Below are 18,371 nucleotides of genomic sequence, written 5' to 3' on the forward strand. Positions count from 1 at the left end.
GTTTGAAATTGTAGCTAAAGATATTCAAAATCCATCAAAATTTAACTTGCCACCGAATCGGGATTATAGCCCAAATAGGGCACTTCATATTCCTTAAAATGTATCCCATGCGACTTCAACTCTGAAAGTATCGGGGCATATACTTCCTTTTTGATGGGAATCTGTACGCCCGGTGTGTTAATCTTTCCATTCAGGATCTGGAGCGTGGCCATGGCCACAGGTAGCCCCACCGTCTTGGACATGGCCGTGTAGGTGCGGTTCTCCCCAATGACGACCATATTGGCATCAATCTGTTTTTTTTCGCCATTCAGTTCGTAGCCAAATTTGTGGTACATCACGATCATGTCCTTTTCATGCTCCTTCAAGGTCCAATTATCCTCGAGGATGTATTGCAGCACCTGCGCGGGGGAAGCATTTTTCAGGGGAATTTTTTTATGACGATCAAAAAGGTTCAGCTCCAGCAATTTTCCCCACATGATATCGTCCTGGTCTATTTTGAGGTAGTGCCTCAGTTTCAGCTCCACGGAATCGGTGGGCGAATAGGGCAGGAACAGGTTTACAAATTCGCGATAGGACATGCCCTCCGAATTTTCAATGGTGTAGCTGTCATCCGTCATGCCAAGGATCACGAACATTTGCCAAGCCTTCGAAAACCCGACCCTCCGCATGGTACCTCGATAAAGTGTCAGCACATCTTGCAGACCGTAGGCTTCCCGATATTTCAAGGAATCCCGATTGGCGTAGGCCTCAAAGGTGCCATAACCTTCAATGTTCATGAATTCCGTCCTTCTAAAAAGTTTTTGGTAGGGGATATATTTATAGGTGCCCTCCTGAATGAACTTGGCCACTCCGCCCTGCCCGGCCAGGACCACGTTGCGGGGGTTCCACGTAAACTTATAGTTCCAGAGGTTGGAATCGCTCTCCGGCGCCACCAGTCCCCCGGTAAAGGACTCGAAAAGAAGCATTTTACCGCCTTTGTCGCGAATACGGTCTATCACCTCCATGGCACTCATGTGATCTATGCCCGGGTCCAAACCAATTTCGTTCATAAAGACCAGCCCATTTTTCTTGGCCTCGCCATCAAGGGCTTCCAGTTCCTTGCTCACATAGGAGGCCGTGATCAAATGCTTTTTGTACTGGATACAATCCTCTGCGACCTTGATGTGCAGACTGGCGGGCAGCATCGAAATCACAATGGATGCTTCGGAGACCGCCTTTTTGCGTTCCCCATCATTAAAGATATCCAATGTAAATGCAGTGCAATTGGGATGTGAGGTGAATTCTTTGGGAATATGTTCTGGATGAAGATCACCGATTTTCAGATGAAGGTTTTCTTCTTTGGATTTCTTCAAGATATAATCCAAAAGGTATGAGGTTGACTTTCCAGCGCCAATGACCAAAATAGTACGGACCATAGGTTTTGCTTACTTTTGTTAGATGGATACTAAGGTATCAAATTGTTATATTTTTAAAAAAATTAGCATATAAAGTTATGAACAGAACAATTGTGTTGATTGGTATCCTATTGGGAGCTTTGGCCATTATTTTGGGTGCTTTTGGGGCACATGGACTGGAGAAGTTGGTGGATGCGTCCTCCATTGAGACCTTTGAGGTGGGGGTCCGCTACCAGATGTACCATGCCCTTTTTCTTCTTTTTTTGGGAATTTGGCCAAACTTGGCAGAGGCCCATAAAAAAAGGGTCTTTACCTTGATTGTCGTGGGAGTCGTGCTGTTCTCGTTCTCCATCTATCTATTGGCCCTGAACAGTTTGACCTCGTTCGACTTTAAAAGCATAGGATTTTTGACGCCGATTGGGGGAGTTTTCCTGATTTTGGGATGGGTGTTTTTGGGATATTTTGTGTTGAAAGCGAAAGGAATGAAAGAGGTTGAATAAAAAGGGTCAGCTTCTTTTTTTGGAAGTATGATGGCCAAAAACCCAACCTACCTTTCCATTAAAATTGATTTTATACCAACGATCAGTGTTACCGTTGACTTCTTCCAAAGAAGAGCTTTGTTCAATGATGTCACAGATGTCCCCTTTTTCGACTTGAAATAGGACTTCTTCAGAACTTGTGCTAGGCTCATCCACGACGTTAACAGTTTTGGAAGTGATGCCCAGTTTATTGGAAGGTAGATTTTGGAACTGATCCAACTCATCAATATAGAAAGCTTCTTCTGAACCCGGATTCCCATACAATGCCTTACTCACCTCTTCAATGAGCTTGGACTTTTTAAAGTTGGGATTGTCCATGATATTTTCAAGCAGTTCATATTTCTTGTCACCTCCTTCTTCCATGGCACGCCAATATAGTATCCCCAACTTCACATCGAGTTCATTTTGGATGATGTTCGTTTCTCCCTGGACCCAACCTTTTTTCTCTTTCTTTAAACTCACGACTTCATTCCACCCTTCCTGTTCTCCGTCAAAAATGACCACCATGTCCATAGGCTCCAACTTTTCGCCCACGTAGGTCATGATATCCGGCCTTTTATACAATTCCCTTTGCCCGTTCACAATACCCAACTTTCCACCAATGGCAAATAAGTGCTCATAGACCCAGCCTTCGTTTCCATCGGACAGCTTCACTTTTATATATTCCTTGTCATCGTCGGCAATTTGTTTTTCGTCAAGGAACTCTACTTTTTCCCCAAAATAAATGGTAGTGATGTACTTCGCATCTTTTCTGCCTGGGTTGTCACGTAAACCAACCTTTGGCCATAGGCAAGTAGCATATGGCTCCGCGCCGGTTTCTTCCGATGTTTTTGAATCGTCGGACCAAGTTGCTTCTGAATTCAGTTCAGTGTTCTTGTTGGGCGTGGAATTGCAGCCATACCCAAGCACAAGAAGAAAATAGATGATACATGTTTTTTTTGATGTTCTCATAGATAAAGTTTTAGGGGCAAAATATAGGGATAGCACCGAAATGGCACCGCTGTAAATTGACGGATGATGTGTTTGGGTTGACGGATGGGCAAGATTGGGTCAATAATCGACTATTGATCAACATCTACAGTTTTGATGGAAAAAATAATTTAACGGTATTTCATCTTAAAGTATTGGAAATACAAAGACAAATAGAAGGTCGAAAAAGTATTATTTTCTAGCTTTGCACTAACATTAAAACAAACAGATGAAGGATTCTGCTTCAACATCGAAAACGATTTCGTTAAGGTCCTACGGAATCAAGCATGACAATTTCCAGTATCAACTTTCACCGGATGAGCTCCACGACATCACCTTGGAAAAAGGGATGGGAAAAGAGGCTTCCTCGGGTGCCTTGGCCGTGAACACGGGAGAGTTTACAGGACGGTCTCCCAAGGATCGTTTTATCGTGAAAGATGCCATTACGGAAGATAAAGTTTGGTGGGGGGATATCAATATTCCTTTTGACAGTGAAAAGTTTGACAGACTGTATGACAAAGTCATCCAGTACCTGAACGAAAAGGAACTGTTCGTCAGGGATTCGTATGCCTGTGCAGACCCAGATTACAAGTTGAACATCAGGGTCATCAACGAATACCCTTGGTCCAATATGTTTGCGTACAACATGTTCTTGCGGCCCACAGAAGCGGAACTGGAAGATTTTGAACCGGAATGGACCGTGGTGAACGCACCGGGATTCAAGGCCGTTCCAGAAGTGGACGGAACACGCCAGCACAACTTTGCCATTCTCAATTTTACGCGAAAAATTGCCCTGATCGGGGGTACTGGATACACAGGGGAGATCAAAAAAGGGATTTTCTCGGCATTGAACTTCATCCTGCCCGTTTATAAGAACACCTTGCCCATGCACTGTTCCGCCAATGTGGGCGAAGAAGGTGACACGGCCATCTTTTTTGGCCTTTCCGGTACAGGGAAGACCACGCTTTCCACCGATCCGGACAGAAAACTGATCGGCGACGACGAGCACGGATGGACCGCGGCAAATACCGTTTTTAATTTTGAGGGAGGCTGCTATGCCAAGGTCATTGACCTTTCCGAAGAAAATGAGCCTGAGATCTACGGAGCTATCAAGAGAGGGGCCATTCTGGAAAATGTGATTATGGACGGAAACGGTGTGGTGGATTTTGCAAATACCTCCATTACCCAGAACACCAGGGTGAGCTATCCCATAGAGCACATTGAAAATATACAGGAGCCCTCCATAGGCAAGAATGTGAAGAACATCTTTTTCCTCACGGCCGATGCCTTTGGGGTATTGCCTCCAATCTCCAAACTGACCCCGGCCCAAGCGGCCTATCACTTTATTTCGGGCTATACGGCCAAAGTGGCCGGCACCGAAGCCGGCGTAGTGGAACCACAACCTTCCTTCTCTGCCTGTTTTGGAGCTCCCTTCATGCCGCTGCACCCTGCCAAGTATGCAGAAATGCTGAGTCGGAAGATGAAGGAATCAGGCGTGGATGTATGGTTGATCAATACTGGGTGGACCGGAGGACCTTATGGGGTGGGGACCCGTATGAAACTGAAATATACTCGGGCCATGATCAGTGCTGCACTTCGGGGCGATCTTGGGCTTTACTGTTATGATAAATACCATATTCACTCCGTATTTGGGGTAGCACAACCTAGGGAATGTCCAGGGGTTCCTACCGAGGTTCTCAGTCCAAGGGCCACATGGAACAATGATGAGGCCTATTACACGACCGCTTTCAAGTTGACGAATGCCTTCAGGGAAAACTTTAAAAAGTTTGAAGCTTACGCCAGCGAGGAAATCAGGCGTGGTGGACCACAACGGTATGCTTTCTAGAAACAAAAAACGCCCCCAAACGGGGGCGTTGCTTTTTTCCAATAAGTTTTCTTACTTGTTTACGCTGGTAATGTACTTCTGAAGGGCCATGGTCATGGAGGGAGTCTCCGGAGTGGGCGCTTGGATGTCTATCCTGAGCCCAGCATCTGTGGCCGCTTTTACGGTACTGTTACCAAATACGGCGATACGGGTATTGTTCTGCTCAAAATCGGGAAAGTTCTTCAAAAGGGACTCTATCCCGGAAGGACTGAAGAATACCAATATGTCATAGTAAACATTCCTAAGGTCGGACAGGTCACTGATCACTGTTTTGTAGAAAATACCTCGTTTCCAATCTACGCCAAGCTCGTTCAAAGCTTCGGGAACGGAAGGTTTCAATTGGTCCGAAGAAGGTAGAAGGAATTTTTCGTCCTTGTACTTTTTCATCAACGGGATCAATTCATTGAAAGTCCTTTTGCCCACATAGATCTTTCGTTTTCTGTACACTACATACTTTTGCAGGTAGTAGGCCACTGCCTCAGACTGGCAAAAGTATTTCATGGTGTCCGGAACCTTAAAGCGCATCTCCTCGGCAATCCTGAAAAAATGGTCCACAGAATTTCTGCTGGTCAGGATGATTGCCGTAAAATTGTTCAAATCGATTTTTTGCTGCCTAACATTTTTGGCTTCAACCCCCTCCACATGTATGAAAGGCCTAAAATCCACTTTTATCTTTTCTTTCTCGATCAAACGTGAGTAGGGGGAATTTTCGACTTTGGGTTCTGGTTGGGAAACCAAAATTGTTTTTACTTTCATAAGTTTTCAACCTTTTAGATAGCTTCCAATTAACACCAAGGGCGCAATTTCGAGTGCGCAAAGGTACAAAATAAAATACATAAAATACGGAAACATAGCTTTTTGATAGTTCTTCAACAGCTTTATGGCACCGATACCATTTATAAGGATAATTAAGATAAAAGCACCATAAATTACGGTTTTGGAGTCCTTCAGGATGTAGGTCAAAATCACATTGGCAACGAACAAAATGATGCTGCTGTAATTGAGATAGGTGGTTTTGCTGAAAATGAGCCCCACAATGAGTTCCTGCGCATTGAAAACAAACCCGGTGAAGGACTGGAGTCCCAATTTGGCCAACTGAAAAAGGACCAAACCGCCCAAGACCATAAAAAAGATCCATAAGGGATCTTCCCCGGGCAGTGCTCCAAAAGCTTTCAGGGCGAAGAAGACAAAAAGTGAAAGGTTCACCACTTGGAACAAGGTCAAGAGGATATGGAACCAGTTCAGCAGTTGTCCCTTCTTGTTGTACAACAGCACATATTTGTCATTGAACGGCAAGATGATAAAGTTGAGGAACCTGGCATGGTACAGGTATTTTCCCAATGCCATCACCACAAGGCTGGCAAACAGCACAATGGTCATCCAATCCAAGGAGGGCGCAACTTTTGCTATCGGGTTCATTCGTGGATTTTGATAGGTTTCCCGTTGAGGCCAGGGGGCAGGCCGTTCTCCGAAATTCCAATTCTAAAGTACGTCGGATTTTCCATTTTCGGCAACGGTAGCTCAAAAGAATAATACACCGTGTCCTTGGATTTCAATGTCCTTTGGATAGGGTCCATGTTCACCTTTAAGGGGAGCATCTGTTGCACCTGTTTGTGCTCATTGGAGTAGGAAATGGTATATTTCAAACCTTCCAAGGGAACATCAAAGGGATATGGATTATAGACTTTCAAGGTATGCTGGATGCCGGTCTGTGGCTTTTCCACAATGCACTGTAACGATCGGTACGATTGGAAATCGTCCATAAAAATGCCATAAAAGAGCGTACTGTCCAAGTGCATATAATTGATGTCCCCGCTTTTTCGATATTGGGAAATGTAGAGCACCCTTTTTCCGCGAACCCGTTCCTCGGAACCATCAATGGAATATTGGTTTTTCCGGTACATGAAATTGTTCAGCGAAATGGCAGGCATGCCCGAATAGAACTCATACATGGGCGCGCGGCGGTACGAATTTTCAAAAATGATGGGTACATCTCCCGCTTTGGAATGAAGGTCGCTTACCCACTCCTTGTTCCCATGGGTCTCATAGACTTTCGGGAAGAGGGGGTAATACACCAACCAGGCCCTTGCATAGAAAAGTAGCACCAAGCTCACGATACCGATGCGGTACATCCATTTCCTGCTCTTGGCATGCTCCAAAAGATGGTTGAAAGCGATCACGATCAATGGGATGGAGATCACAATGGCCCATTGTGCCTGCACCCTTCTGTTGAAACTGGAAACAAAAAAGAAGATGAGTACACCATACACCAAATACACCAGTGCCTTGGAGAATTGGTCGGTGGCCCTGAATTTAAAGAATGAGGTATAGACCCAATAGAACAAAAGCCCGATGATGACAATAAGGTTCAGGAAGTAGCCCAAGGTAAAGCCCTCAAAAGAATAGGCCTGGTTGGGCCTTTCATACAAATGGAAAGTGATGGACACAAAATCGTTCTGGTAGAGCCATACAAAGTGTGGAACATAACAGACCAATGCAATGGCCACTGCCAGCCAAGCCTTTTTGTTCGCTATGAGCTTCACGTTCGAGAGAAAGACAAACAAGATCACTAAGACCGCATGGTACTTGCTGTACATCAGACAGGCCATCACAATGCCCATGAGCACGGTGGTCCAAGCGGATGGTTCTTTCAAAAAATGTTTGTAGAGCCAGAGGAACAGGGCCGTGAAAAATAGCAAAGGCGTATCGGGAAGCGTCAAAAAACCATAGGCGTTCATCAATGTAAAGGAGAACACCAACAGAAAAAAGTGCACCACGTAGTCCTTTTTCTTAGGGTTGTCGATGAGCAGCCACAACAGGACATAGGTGCCCGCGGAAAGGACACAGCTCATGAACCTGACCCCCAGTTCCCCATCAAACAGAAAACTGCTCAACTTGATGAGAAAGGCCACCATGGGTGGATGGTCAAAATACCCCCACGCCATATTTTGCGCATAGTACCAATAATAGGCCTCATCATAGATGAGCTCCGTGATCGAGGCCTGTACGAGGTTCAGCACAAAAAGAACGGCCAGCAATACAATAAAAAGTCTGGGAAACTTTTGAGACATCAAATAGATTTTAGATGGCGCAAAGGTACAAATATTGGCAAACAGGGTCCACGTAAAGCTAGGGGCAACTTGCACAGGCAAGACAGAAAACCGTATTTTTGACACATTCTAATCCAATGTGAATGGCGGACGGCTTGGTGATCATACCCACTTTCAATGAAATCGAGAACATCGAGGCCATTGTGAAAACGGTCTTCGACCTGAAGAAGGATTTTCATGTCCTGGTGGTGGACGACAATTCTCCCGATGGGACGGCAGCATGCGTGCAGGAGCTGCAGAAAACATTTCCCGAACAGTTGTTCCTTGAGGTGCGCAAAGAGAAATCTGGATTGGGCACTGCCTACATCCACGGGTTCAAATGGGCATTGAAGCATGGCTATGAGTACATTTTTGAAATGGATGCCGATTTTTCGCATCGTCCTGCCGACCTTTCCCGACTGCACAGGGCCTGTGTGAACGGAGCCGATATGGCCGTGGGGTCACGGTACAAAAAAGGAGTGAACGTGGTCAACTGGCCACTCGCCCGGATTTTGCTTTCCTACGGTGCATCATTTTATGTGAAGATCATCACCGGGATGAAGGTGCACGACCCCACTGCCGGTTTTGTGTGCTATAGACGGAAGGTGTTGGAGACCATCAATCTGGATAACGTCAGGTTCATTGGTTATGCCTTCCAGATAGAAATGAAATATAGGGCCTATCTGAAAAAATTCAATATTGAGGAAGTCTCCATCATATTTACGGATAGGGTCAATGGAAAGTCCAAAATGAATTCCGCCATTATTCGCGAGGCTATTTTTGGGGTCATCGCCATGAAATTCAGGAGCATATTCTTTAAAAAGAACTTTTAGTTATGTCGAAAATACTGTTGAAGAATGCCAAGGTTGTCAATGAGAACAGCATTTTTGAAACGGATGTACTGCTCGATGGGGATTTCATTGCCCGAATCGACCCCAATATTTCCGATGCCCATGCCAAGGTGATTGACTTGGACGGTGACCTTTTGTTGCCCGGTGCCATCGATGACCAGGTGCACTTTCGGGAACCAGGGCTCACCCACAAGGGGAACATTGCCACGGAGAGCCGGGCAGCCATTGCTGGTGGGATCACCACTTATATGGAGCAGCCCAACACCAATCCACAGACGACAACCATAGAAAAGCTGGAAGAAAAAATGGCCATTGCGGCCAAGGATTCCTTTGCCAACTATTCCTTTCTTTTTGGGGGCACCAACGACAATCTGGAAGAACTGAAACGTTTGGACAAGAATGCCTGCTCCGGAGTGAAACTGTTCCTGGGCTCGTCCACGGGAAATATGTTGGTGGATGACGAAGCGGTGCTTGAAAAGATTTTTAGCAATACGGAAATGGTGATCTCGGCACATTGCGAGGACGAGGGCACCATCAGGGCCAATATGGCCAAATATGAAGCCATGTACGGGGAAGACATTCCCATAGGCATGCACCCCATCATCCGCAGCGCGGAGGCCTGTTACCTGTCCTCTTCCAAGGCCATTGCCTTGGCCAAAAGGACCGGGGCCCGTTTGCATGTGTTCCATGTTTCCACGGGAGTGGAGACGGACCTTTTCACCAATGCCGTTCCGCTGGAACAAAAAAAGATCACTGCGGAGGTCTGCATCCACCACTTGTGGTTTTCGGATGAGGACTATGCCGAAAAGGGAACGTTCATCAAATGGAACCCGGCCGTGAAGACCAAAACGGATAGGGCGAAACTCTGGGAGGCCCTTTTGGATGACCGTATCGATGTGGTGGCCACGGACCATGCACCCCATACTCTGGAAGAAAAGAACAATCCGTACACCAAGGCACCGTCCGGTGGACCGTTGGTACAGCACGCCCTATTGGCCATGCTCCAAAAGGAATCGGAAGGGGTCATTTCCTTGGAAAAAATCGTGGAGAAAATGAGCCACAACCCCGCCAAGCTTTTTGATATTGACCGTCGCGGCTTTGTCAGGGAAGGATATTACGCAGATCTCGTCCAAGTGGACCGCAATTCCCAAAACGAGGTTAAAAGATCTAATATTCTCTACAAATGTGGCTGGTCTCCCTTTGAAGGTGTTACTTTTGGCTCCAAAGTGGTGCGAACTTTTGTGAATGGCCTCTTGGCGTATGATGATGGTGTTTTTGCCGGGGAGAAAAATGCGAAAAGGCTCACCTTTAATCGATAGGAAATGAAAAAGCTGTTGTTCCTTCTTGTTTTTTTGATGGTGGTTTCCTGTGCCGAAAAGGTAGTGGAAGAGCCGGATAACCTTATCCCGAAGGAGAAAATGGTCGACATTCTCCACGACCTGGCCATCTTGAATGCCACCAAGACCACAATAGGTGCCAAATTGGACGAATCGGGCATCGATATCATGGAGTTTCTCTACCAGAAATACCAGATTGACAGCACCCAATTTTCGGAGAGCGATCTGTACTACGCTTCCCTGCCCTTGGAATACCAAGCCATTTATACCGAAGTGGAGACTAGGCTCGATAAGCGGCAAAAAGCGATGGAGGAAGCAACGGAGAAAAAAAATGACAGTATCCGTAAGGCCAATGAAAAGCGTAGCGACTCGATAAGGTCAGCAAAGATCCTAAAAGACAGTATTATACCCGAGCCTTAAATTTGGAGCAGCAAAAAAGGATGGCCTGGTCCAGATCGCTGAATGAAAAGTTGAGGGTGTTCTTGATTTTTTCGCTGCTGTAGTGTTCCTGAAGGTACAGCCCCTTGGCGACGGCCTTTGGAAGTCTTCTCCTTTTTCCCAAGAGCTTGCTCCGCAACCAATCCAATCGCCAGAACCATTCCAGAGCGGAGAAAGCTATTTTTTTTGATGGAGGTTCCACCCCCAGTCCCTTTGCAATTTTTTGGAAGAGTTGTCCGTAGGTCAAATTTTCACCCACAAGGATAAACTGTTCGCCCTTGATATCCGATTCCATTAATTGTACCAAGGCATTCACCACATCGTCCACGGTGACAAAACCCGTTCCGCCGGGTATAAAGTGTTTTTTTCCTTTTGCAGCATAAGTGAAAAAGGAACCGCTGCCCGACCTCCAGAAACCGGGCCCAATGACCACTCCGGGATTGACTATGGCCACAGAAAGACCTTCTTGCGACCCTCGCCATACCTCGAGCTCGGCATCACGCTTGGTAAGTCCATAGACAGATACGTGGGTGTCCGACCATTCGTTCTCCTCTGTGCTCTCCTTTCCCTTCGCAGCTGGGCCAATGGCGGCAATGGAACTGATGTAACAGAGTTTTTGGATGCCATGTTTTAGGCAGAGATTGACCACATTGGCCGTTCCCTCGACATTGACTTTTTCCAAGGTCTTGTAATCCTTTGGGTCGAAAGAGATCAATGCCGCGCAGTGGTACACTTTTTTGATGCCCTCAAAAAGACGTTCCATCTGGCCTATATCGGTGATGTCGGCCTCTATCCATTCGATTTTGTCCATCAACGCGGATGGGTCGTCCGTATAGTAGGCAAAGACCATGGAGACTTTGTCCAAGGATTCTTTTGTCCTATAGTTGGCCCTTGCCCGCTCCCCATTTTTTGTCAAATGGAACAGTAGGTGCGAACCTATCAACCCTGTACCTCCGGTAACCAATATCATGTTGTAAAAATACCTATTTGTAACCGATTTATTCAGAGAACTGGCAACATCATTTTATATTTGCACCTATTCAAAAAGTAATGATGAAGAAGAATTTTGTTCAAGAACTGCAATGGAGGGGAATGGTGCATGATGTGATGCCCGGGGCCGAGGAGCATCTTATGGAAGGAATGCGGGCCGCTTATGTGGGGATAGACCCTACGGCAGATTCCCTGCACATTGGTCATTTGGTGAGCGTGATGATGTTGAGGCATTTTCAATTGGCAGGGCACAAACCCTTTGCACTCGTTGGTGGTGCGACGGGAATGATCGGGGATCCTTCCGGAAAATCTGCTGAGCGCAATCTGTTGGACGAAGCGACCCTTCGGCACAACCAAGAGGCAATCAAGGCCCAGTTGGCCCGTTTTCTCGATTTCGGGAGCGAAGCACCCAATTCTGCCGTTTTGGTGAACAATTACGATTGGATGAAGGACTTTTCGTTCCTTGGTTTTATCAGGGATGTCGGGAAACACATCACAGTGAACTATATGATGGCCAAGGATTCCGTGAAGAAGCGACTTTCTTCGGACGCGAAGGAAGGGATGTCCTTTACCGAGTTCACTTATCAATTGGTCCAAGGATATGATTTTCTCTACCTCTACCAAAACCACGACTGTACCCTTCAGATGGGGGGGAGTGACCAATGGGGCAACATCACCACGGGAACGGAACTGATCCGCAGAATTGGTGGGGGAAAGGGATTTGCCATGACCTGCCCATTGATCACTAAGGCGGACGGCACCAAATTTGGAAAGACTGAAGGCGGCAATGTGTGGTTGGACGCGGAGAGGACATCGCCCTATAAGTTTTACCAATATTGGTTGAACACTTCGGATGAGGATGCCGAAAAATACATCAAGATATTCACCTTTTTGGATCAAAAGGAAATAGAGGATCTCGTTACGGCCCACACGGAAGCTCCCCACTTGAGGACGCTCCAAAAGAGATTGGCCGAGGAGATCACCACCATGGTCCACTCCAAGGAGGAGCTGGAAAATGCCATTCAAGCAAGTGATATCCTTTTTGGGAAATCGACCTCCGAAGATTTAAAAAAATTGAACGAGAAGACTTTTTTGGATGTCTTTGAAGGGGTGCCCCAAGCACAGATTTCCAGAAGCGAACTTGAACCAGGTCTGGACATGATCGGTGCCTTGGCCGCCAAAACCAACTTTTTGGGGTCCAACGGAGAGGCCCGTAGGGAACTGAAGCAGAACTCCATCTCAGTAAACAAGGAGAAGGTAGGGGAAGAATACCTTATTACCGGGGAAGACCTGATCAACAATAAGTTTGTGTTGCTCCAACGGGGCAAGAAGAATTATTTTGTACTGGTAGTCGAATAACCAAAAAGCCATCTATAGATGGCTTTTTTTCTATGCTTGCACCACTTCTTCCCCTATTTCTGTTTCCCGAACCTTTGTAAAGGTATTCTTTACCCTTTCTGAAACCAAAAAGTAGGGAATCCATATGGCCGCACTTATGAAACCCCTGAAAATTTGTGTATAGGTTTCCTGGTCATCGGCTGCATCCAACAAGTCTTTTGGGAATAGGGCGTTGTACAGGACGAGGTCCAAAATCGGAATAACAAAACTTGAGGCATACATGATAATGATCAATTTGGGTAGGCTTGTGCGCTTTTTAAAATAAAGGATGATGAGCAACGCGGCGAACACCAATAAGGCGATGTTCATGGCCAGCTCAAAACCAAGAAACAATGTCAGGGCATTGGCATTCTCGTATCCTGCATTTTTGAACAGTGACCACACCCCTTTATCAAAATAACCTTGCGAACCAACTTGGAAAAGCAGAAGAAAAGGGGATAGGACCAAACCAATTCCTGGTAGAACAAGCCAGCCGCCAATGTTCAGGTTTTGGTCCGATTGGGGTTTGGGGTTATAGTTGTCATGAATCTTTTTTGCGCCAAAAATAAATAGGGCCAATAGCACCAGTGAAATAATGATGGAGGTTGTGCTCACCCCGGATTCACCCGCCGAAGCATCTCCCGTGTGCGACAATTGGTATGCAATCTGGTCGTTTATTTTTTCATGGTCCTTTAAGAAGGTGGTCACAAGTGAAGGGTCTATAAAATTCTGTTTAAGATGATAATTGTGTTTTACTACAATGGTCCTGCCTACAGCGCGAACATTTTTTGAATAGCGATAGCTTTCCTTTTCACTGGAAAATTCACTGTCCAAAATGTTCCAATAATCGGGAAGGGCAATCGAAGTTTCCTGTTCAAATTTGTAGGGTTCACCCAAGTAGTAGGGCATGGTCCTCTGCGGTGAATTTGTGTAATTGATAAGATTTTGGAGCACTAAGGGCTGGGTTTCACACGTAAAAATCCCGGTATCTTCGTCCTTTATCCAAAAATCGGGAATGTTGTAATATTCCTCGATCACGACCTCATTGCGATTGCCGCGGTCATCATCCGAAAAAACTATGGGTTGGGCGGATTGGATGCTTGGATAAATACTGCTATAATAGTTTACAAATTCATTGTTTATGCTTTCTTGGGTATTCGATTTGAAATAGTCCCGCATGTAATCGGCCTTGCTACCGGTATAAGTGGTCTTCAACAAAAAAAGGGCATTTCCCCCTATGGAATCAGTGGTGATGGTCTCCTCCACCTTCACCTTTGGGACAATCTGGTTTTTGGGAATTCGTGTGAGTGCGTCGCTATCGGGTTTCAATAATAGGCCTTCACCGTATTGTGGCAAAGTCAGATTGTCAAGGTCTCCACCTTGGTTGGTCATTGTTGGGTCTACATAGTACGATTTGTTCCCATGCTCAAAGTAAACAATGCAGTGATTGAATAGGTTGAGACCAGGAAGAAGGTCGCCCAAAGATTCGCCCGATTCTGTATTTACCAAAAATGGATACGAAGTTATGCCGGCATTCTGCAATAGGTTCACCAATAAGAGGGATTTATCCTTGCAATCCCCATAGCGTTGTTGCAACACCTTGGACGGGTTATGTGGTTTGTAGGCCCCTATTCCCGATTCAAAACCGAGATACCTTACATCGTCCTGTACAAACCGTATCAAATCCAAAATGGTCTCTTCTTCGTTGGAGCCCTTGTCCCAGGGCCCGGTCAATTTTTCAGAACTTATGGTATAGAGCGGCTGGACCAGCTCTGTAAGGGTTTCCCAGTCCTTAAAGGTGGATATGGATGCCCGTTTTTGGTAGTTGGCCCAATAGGGTACATTGATATCATATTGGAAATAATCCGTTCCATCTACATCCCAGACATAAGCTATATGGGTAGCCGATTCATTTATGGTAGGAGCAGGGGCATTGTTCAACAACTTGTAGTATATCGGGGTTTTCTTAGGGGATATGGCCCGATTGTATATCCTATCTACCGGAGAAGTATATTGTTGGTAAAAAACCGTGGAAAAGTTTCCTTGGTTGATGGGGTTGAAACCTTTAACGGTATATGAATATTCAATGATGTCATTTTTTCGGATGTCCGTTAGGTTGACCACGGCGGTGATGGATCCGTCATATAAAGAACGCTCCAAATTGGTTTCCCTTTGGAAGGTATTGATGTTGCTTTCTATGAGTTTGTCTATCTTTTGTCCGTTCCTCAGTACATTGATCGAGTTAAAGACCAAGGATTGGTATGTGGGGTCATATGAAATGCTGATATCCGAGAATTCTTGTATTCCTTCGCTATTGAAAACCTGTATGGCATAGTGATCGTAAGCTTCTTCGGTTTCGATGTTGTATTGGAAATCCAGCAGTAGGTACTTATAGGCCCCGTTTTCTGATTTGTTGTCATGGTTTTCAACCTGGATAGGCTCCACCCAGTACGGAGGAGGAAGCTTTTCAATCTTTTGGGAATATACTTGGGAGAGAATTAAAAAAAGGGCCAGGAAACATCCGTAATTTTTGGTCATGGGTTGGCTGGTTTTTATATAAAAATAAATATAACATAATATTTGGTATTGATCAGATGACCATCAAATTACAGCCCCGAATATCGGAATCATCAAAACGGCCCAAAATCTCAAAAGAGCCATCAGGGTATGTTTTCCCAAGGTCTTGGGTGGCGATGAAGGAGCAGGAATATGCATTGGCAAGGTCGATGACATTGATGCCCCCTGTCTTTCCAATGGGCTGCATGCTCAAGGGGTCCTCGGTGTCACGTGCCAGTACTTTCATCCAAGGGGGTGTCCGGAACAGTCCGTCACCATCGGAATAGGCCTGCGACAATAGTTCCGTCATCCCATATTCGGAATGTATCTTGGGGATGCCAAAGGCTTCTTTCAATATGGAGTGTAGCTCTTCCCGAATCAGTTCCTTTCTCCGGCCTTTCATCCCCCCGGTTTCCATGACGATGGTATGTTTTAGCGAAAGGGAATAGTGTTCGGCCAGGTCCAAAAGGGCAAAGGAAACCCCAATGAGCAAAGTTTTGGTCCCTTTCTCTTCCAGTTCCCTAAGTTTTTGGTGGAGCTCTTCCAAATTGTTGAGGTAGAACCCGCTATGCGGATGGCCCGTGCGCAAAATCAGGTCATTGACCATATGGATGAGCGATGATCCTTCACGTTCCAGATAGGCGGGCAACAATGCCAAGATGCAGTATTCCTCGACATCGCCGTAGAAAGTGGAAAATCCTTTCAAGAAACTCTTGTTGTACATATCGAGATAGGGCACATAATGCTTACTGGTTGTGCTCTGGGTGGTGCCACTGCTCTCAAAAACGGTCTCTGGCGATTTTGTGGTGGACACTATTTGATGCGTCTTAAAAAAAGAAATGGGCAAAAAGGGGATATCCAAAAGGCTGTACACCGTTGCAGGGGATTTCCCTAAATGGTTGCAATAGCTCTTGTAAACTGGGTTGTTGGCATACTGGAACCTAAAGATATCCAATGCCATGTCTTCAAACTCAGTAGCGTTGGAAATGGAAAAAATCCGTTGAAAATTGTTGGTGTCCATGGGCCACAAAAGTACCCAAAAATAAAAAGCCCCTTTTGAAAAGAGGCTTTGAAAGACCGTGTTTTTTATTTGATGACCAATTTTCGGGTCATGGTTTTCTTTTCTTCGGTTACTTGGAGCACATACACACCGGGAACGAGCCGTGAGATGTCCAAGGTATTGGTGGTGATCCTGTCAGTGAGCACAACCTCTCCAAAAACATCATAGACTTTGATTTGTTTGGTACCGTTGGATTCTGTTGTAATATACACTTCATCCCCATACGCTGGGTTGGGATACATTTTGAATCCCTTGAGTTCCTGGACCGGCTCAGAATTCACACTGACCAGTTCTTGACCGTAAGTTAGTAAGGGTAAGGCCATAAGAAAGACAAAGTAGATTTTCTTCATAAATGCTGATTTGGGGTATATGTGCAGTATAAAAGTAGATAAACACCTATGAAAGGGCTACAAAATGTTGTGAAAGCGACAATAGTGTAGGTAAAAAGGGAAAAGTTGTGGTTTGGGTGGCCTCAATGGGCCAAAAAAGAGGGAAACTACTTGACAATGAGCTTTCTGGTAGCTACTTTATTGTTCTCAAAAACCCTGAGGATGTACACTCCTTTGTCCAGATTGGAAAGATTGAGTTCCTTGCCCAAAAGGGTGGTTTCAATGACTTGGGTGCCCAATACGTCAAATACGAGGATTTTTTTGGGGGAGTTCAGCTTGGTTTCAATATAGACTTTGCCTTGCGTAACGGGGTTGGGATACAGCTTGAAACCTTCAATATCCGCACTTCCTTTGGCATTTTCCTGAGAAAATCCAAGGGCACAGACAAAAAGAAAGGCAACAAGGTAAAAGTGTTTCATAAATCTATTTATGGCAAAGGTTGTGCCACAAATATATAAAAAATGCGATGCGGTTGAGTAACCGTTTGATGAATAAGGGGTTACTTTTCGATAAAATGCAAAAAAGAAGCCCCCGATCATTCGGGGGCTTCGCTAATTATAAGCTGTTTTCGTATTAAAAACCAGAGGTCCAACCAGTGGCCCAATCAGGTTGGTCGGCACCATTGCCGGCTCCTGTTGCAACACCTTCGGTATAGAAGGCTTGGTTCGCACCAGTATAATTGGTTATAACGAATCCTACTGGATTGTTTGCGAATTGAATGTTCGTGATATCCAGATCACCAGCTTCAATACGTACTCCGGCCGCAGCGTCACTGGCAATTACGTTGATACCGACTATAGCATTGCTCACATAAAAGTTGTCGATGGAAAAGCTGCCCCCACCTTCTTTGTAGAAAAGGGCACCTTCATCACTGGTGGGACCTACCACGGTGATGTTGCTCAAGGTAGTCGTGGTCACAGGGGTGGCATCGCCATTGTCCCCGTTGTTGGAACCTTCGATACCTGCTTTTGCACCACCAGCGATGTACCAGTAGCTTCCGTTACCGGTCCAACCATCTGCGAAGTCGATGGAATCGTCACCGCTTCCTATGGATACAAGGTAGTTACCGCTTACGGTGCCTCCGAAGAACTCGATACCATCGTCACCACCATTCAAAGACTGTACATATTCGAAAGTGGTTCCTGAACCAACACCGAAGAGGGATACACCGTTGAACTCCTTATCGTTGGAGAAAGTGGCCCCGGTATATTCCACACGAAGGTAGGTGATGGAACCAGAATCGTCATCGGCAGTGGCACCACCATAGGTAAGGTCACCTACCTCAGTGGTCACGTCCACCCCTTTGTTGGTAGGGGCATCACCTGCAATCACCAATCCACCCCAATCGCCAGGGGCAGGAGTCTCGCTAGAAGAAGTCATCACCACAGGAGCTTCAGCAGTACCATTGATGAAAATCTGGGCACCTCTTTCAACACCGATGAAAGCGGCAGTACCTCCAGAGGCCTTGATCACGGTTCCGGCAGGAATGGTCAATGA

General features: G+C 45.8%; 17 protein-coding genes. 6 read left to right on the top strand and 11 right to left on the bottom strand.

The window, feature by feature from the left end; all coding sequences use genetic code 11:
- Positions 1–41: 41 nt before the first annotated feature.
- The gene (locus D2V93_RS04225; RefSeq protein WP_119618514.1) at positions 42–1,415 is read right to left on the bottom strand and encodes a saccharopine dehydrogenase family protein; all 1,374 of its coding nucleotides are present in this window, start codon (positions 1,413–1,415) and stop codon (positions 42–44) included.
- Positions 1,416–1,492: 77 nt separating this feature from the next.
- On the opposite strand from D2V93_RS04225, the gene D2V93_RS04230 reads away from it, so the two are divergent.
- Positions 1,493–1,894: a DUF423 domain-containing protein gene (locus D2V93_RS04230; protein WP_119618515.1), complete on the top strand. Its 402-nt coding sequence runs from the start codon at positions 1,493–1,495 to the stop codon at positions 1,892–1,894.
- A gap of 6 nt (positions 1,895–1,900) precedes the next feature.
- Here the strand turns inward: D2V93_RS04230 and D2V93_RS04235 are convergent, their stop codons facing one another.
- Positions 1,901–2,884, bottom strand: coding sequence for an SH3 domain-containing protein (locus D2V93_RS04235; protein ID WP_119618516.1), 984 nt, complete (start codon positions 2,882–2,884; stop codon positions 1,901–1,903).
- A 247-nt stretch (positions 2,885–3,131) separates the two neighbouring features.
- Here D2V93_RS04235 and pckA point away from each other — a divergent pair, with 247 nt between their 5' ends.
- The gene (pckA, locus tag D2V93_RS04240; protein WP_119618517.1) at positions 3,132–4,748 is read left to right on the top strand and encodes a phosphoenolpyruvate carboxykinase (ATP); all 1,617 of its coding nucleotides are present in this window, start codon (positions 3,132–3,134) and stop codon (positions 4,746–4,748) included.
- Between the two features lie 51 nt (positions 4,749–4,799).
- Here pckA and D2V93_RS04245 read toward each other — a convergent pair whose 3' ends face one another.
- The 3 genes from D2V93_RS04245 to D2V93_RS04255 are packed head-to-tail and all read right to left on the bottom strand — an operon-like array spanning position 4,800 to position 7,858.
- The gene (locus D2V93_RS04245) at positions 4,800–5,543 is read right to left on the bottom strand and encodes a uroporphyrinogen-III synthase (protein WP_072875948.1); all 744 of its coding nucleotides are present in this window, start codon (positions 5,541–5,543) and stop codon (positions 4,800–4,802) included.
- A gap of 6 nt (positions 5,544–5,549) precedes the next feature.
- Positions 5,550–6,206, bottom strand: a complete 657-nt coding sequence (locus tag D2V93_RS04250; RefSeq protein WP_119618518.1) for a DUF4271 domain-containing protein — start codon at positions 6,204–6,206, stop codon at positions 5,550–5,552.
- Positions 6,203–7,858, bottom strand: coding sequence for a glycosyltransferase family 39 protein (locus D2V93_RS04255; RefSeq protein WP_119618519.1), 1,656 nt, complete (start codon positions 7,856–7,858; stop codon positions 6,203–6,205). Before D2V93_RS04255 ends, D2V93_RS04250 begins: the two co-directional genes overlap by 4 nt.
- 122 nt (positions 7,859–7,980) lie before the next feature.
- Between D2V93_RS04255 and D2V93_RS04260 the strand changes: the two genes are divergently transcribed.
- From D2V93_RS04260 to D2V93_RS04270, 3 genes are read left to right on the top strand one after another with little or no spacing between them, the layout of a single operon-like run.
- Positions 7,981–8,709: a polyprenol monophosphomannose synthase gene (locus D2V93_RS04260; protein ID WP_072875942.1), complete on the top strand. Its 729-nt coding sequence runs from the start codon at positions 7,981–7,983 to the stop codon at positions 8,707–8,709.
- A 2-nt stretch (positions 8,710–8,711) separates the two neighbouring features.
- A complete protein-coding gene (locus tag D2V93_RS04265) occupies positions 8,712–10,046 on the top strand; it encodes a dihydroorotase (protein ID WP_119618520.1) in 1,335 nt (444 codons plus the stop codon).
- A gap of 3 nt (positions 10,047–10,049) precedes the next feature.
- The gene (locus D2V93_RS04270; RefSeq protein WP_119618521.1) at positions 10,050–10,484 is read left to right on the top strand and encodes a DUF4296 domain-containing protein; all 435 of its coding nucleotides are present in this window, start codon (positions 10,050–10,052) and stop codon (positions 10,482–10,484) included.
- Here the strand turns inward: D2V93_RS04270 and D2V93_RS04275 are convergent.
- Positions 10,468–11,472 carry an NAD-dependent epimerase/dehydratase family protein gene (locus D2V93_RS04275; RefSeq protein ID WP_119618522.1) on the bottom strand — a complete coding sequence of 335 codons (1,005 nt, stop codon included), beginning with the start codon at positions 11,470–11,472 and terminating at the stop codon, positions 10,468–10,470. The genes D2V93_RS04270 and D2V93_RS04275 overlap by 17 nt on opposite strands.
- Positions 11,473–11,555: 83 nt before the next feature.
- Here D2V93_RS04275 and tyrS point away from each other — a divergent pair, with 83 nt between their 5' ends.
- Entirely contained in the window at positions 11,556–12,851 is a 1,296-nt protein-coding gene (gene tyrS, locus D2V93_RS04280) for a tyrosine--tRNA ligase (protein ID WP_119618523.1), read from the top strand.
- Positions 12,852–12,881: 30 nt separating this feature from the next.
- Here tyrS and D2V93_RS04285 read toward each other — a convergent pair whose 3' ends face one another.
- The 5 genes from D2V93_RS04285 to D2V93_RS18600 form a co-directional block, all read right to left on the bottom strand.
- Positions 12,882–15,407 (bottom strand): DUF3857 domain-containing protein, encoded by a 2,526-nt coding sequence (locus D2V93_RS04285; RefSeq protein ID WP_119618524.1) that lies wholly within the window; start codon positions 15,405–15,407, stop codon positions 12,882–12,884.
- Positions 15,408–15,459: 52 nt separating this feature from the next.
- Positions 15,460–16,446, bottom strand: coding sequence for a long-chain-fatty-acid--protein ligase (locus tag D2V93_RS04290; protein ID WP_119618525.1), 987 nt, complete (start codon positions 16,444–16,446; stop codon positions 15,460–15,462).
- A 65-nt stretch (positions 16,447–16,511) separates the two neighbouring features.
- A complete protein-coding gene (locus tag D2V93_RS04295) occupies positions 16,512–16,835 on the bottom strand; it encodes a T9SS type A sorting domain-containing protein (RefSeq protein ID WP_072875923.1) in 324 nt (107 codons plus the stop codon).
- A 146-nt stretch (positions 16,836–16,981) separates the two neighbouring features.
- Positions 16,982–17,293 carry a T9SS type A sorting domain-containing protein gene (locus tag D2V93_RS04300; RefSeq protein ID WP_119618526.1) on the bottom strand — a complete coding sequence of 104 codons (312 nt, stop codon included), beginning with the start codon at positions 17,291–17,293 and terminating at the stop codon, positions 16,982–16,984.
- A gap of 154 nt (positions 17,294–17,447) precedes the next feature.
- On the bottom strand, positions 17,448–18,371 hold a 924-nt coding region (locus tag D2V93_RS18600; protein ID WP_182849938.1), incomplete at its 5' end, for a hypothetical protein.

The organism is Flagellimonas taeanensis (assembly GCF_003584105.1).
Classification (GTDB): Bacteria; Bacteroidota; Bacteroidia; order Flavobacteriales; family Flavobacteriaceae; genus Flagellimonas; species Flagellimonas taeanensis.

Coding starts and splice junctions, on each gene's coding strand:
- pckA (WP_119618517.1), top strand. CDS start 3,132: ATGAAGGATTCTGCTTCAACATCGAAAACGATTTCGTTAAGGTCCTAC.
- D2V93_RS04260 (WP_072875942.1), top strand. CDS start 7,981: ATGGCGGACGGCTTGGTGATCATACCCACTTTCAATGAAATCGAGAAC.
- D2V93_RS04265 (WP_119618520.1), top strand. CDS start 8,712: ATGTCGAAAATACTGTTGAAGAATGCCAAGGTTGTCAATGAGAACAGC.
- D2V93_RS04250 (WP_119618518.1), bottom strand. CDS start 6,206: ATGAACCCGATAGCAAAAGTTGCGCCCTCCTTGGATTGGATGACCATT.
- D2V93_RS04285 (WP_119618524.1), bottom strand. CDS start 15,407: ATGACCAAAAATTACGGATGTTTCCTGGCCCTTTTTTTAATTCTCTCC.
- D2V93_RS04245 (WP_072875948.1), bottom strand. CDS start 5,543: ATGAAAGTAAAAACAATTTTGGTTTCCCAACCAGAACCCAAAGTCGAA.
- D2V93_RS04295 (WP_072875923.1), bottom strand. CDS start 16,835: ATGAAGAAAATCTACTTTGTCTTTCTTATGGCCTTACCCTTACTAACT.
- D2V93_RS04275 (WP_119618522.1), bottom strand. CDS start 11,472: ATGATATTGGTTACCGGAGGTACAGGGTTGATAGGTTCGCACCTACTG.
- D2V93_RS04270 (WP_119618521.1), top strand. CDS start 10,050: ATGAAAAAGCTGTTGTTCCTTCTTGTTTTTTTGATGGTGGTTTCCTGT.
- D2V93_RS04225 (WP_119618514.1), bottom strand. CDS start 1,415: ATGGTCCGTACTATTTTGGTCATTGGCGCTGGAAAGTCAACCTCATAC.
- tyrS (WP_119618523.1), top strand. CDS start 11,556: ATGAAGAAGAATTTTGTTCAAGAACTGCAATGGAGGGGAATGGTGCAT.
- D2V93_RS04235 (WP_119618516.1), bottom strand. CDS start 2,884: ATGAGAACATCAAAAAAAACATGTATCATCTATTTTCTTCTTGTGCTT.
- D2V93_RS04255 (WP_119618519.1), bottom strand. CDS start 7,858: ATGTCTCAAAAGTTTCCCAGACTTTTTATTGTATTGCTGGCCGTTCTT.
- D2V93_RS04300 (WP_119618526.1), bottom strand. CDS start 17,293: ATGAAACACTTTTACCTTGTTGCCTTTCTTTTTGTCTGTGCCCTTGGA.
- D2V93_RS04290 (WP_119618525.1), bottom strand. CDS start 16,446: ATGGACACCAACAATTTTCAACGGATTTTTTCCATTTCCAACGCTACT.
- D2V93_RS04230 (WP_119618515.1), top strand. CDS start 1,493: ATGAACAGAACAATTGTGTTGATTGGTATCCTATTGGGAGCTTTGGCC.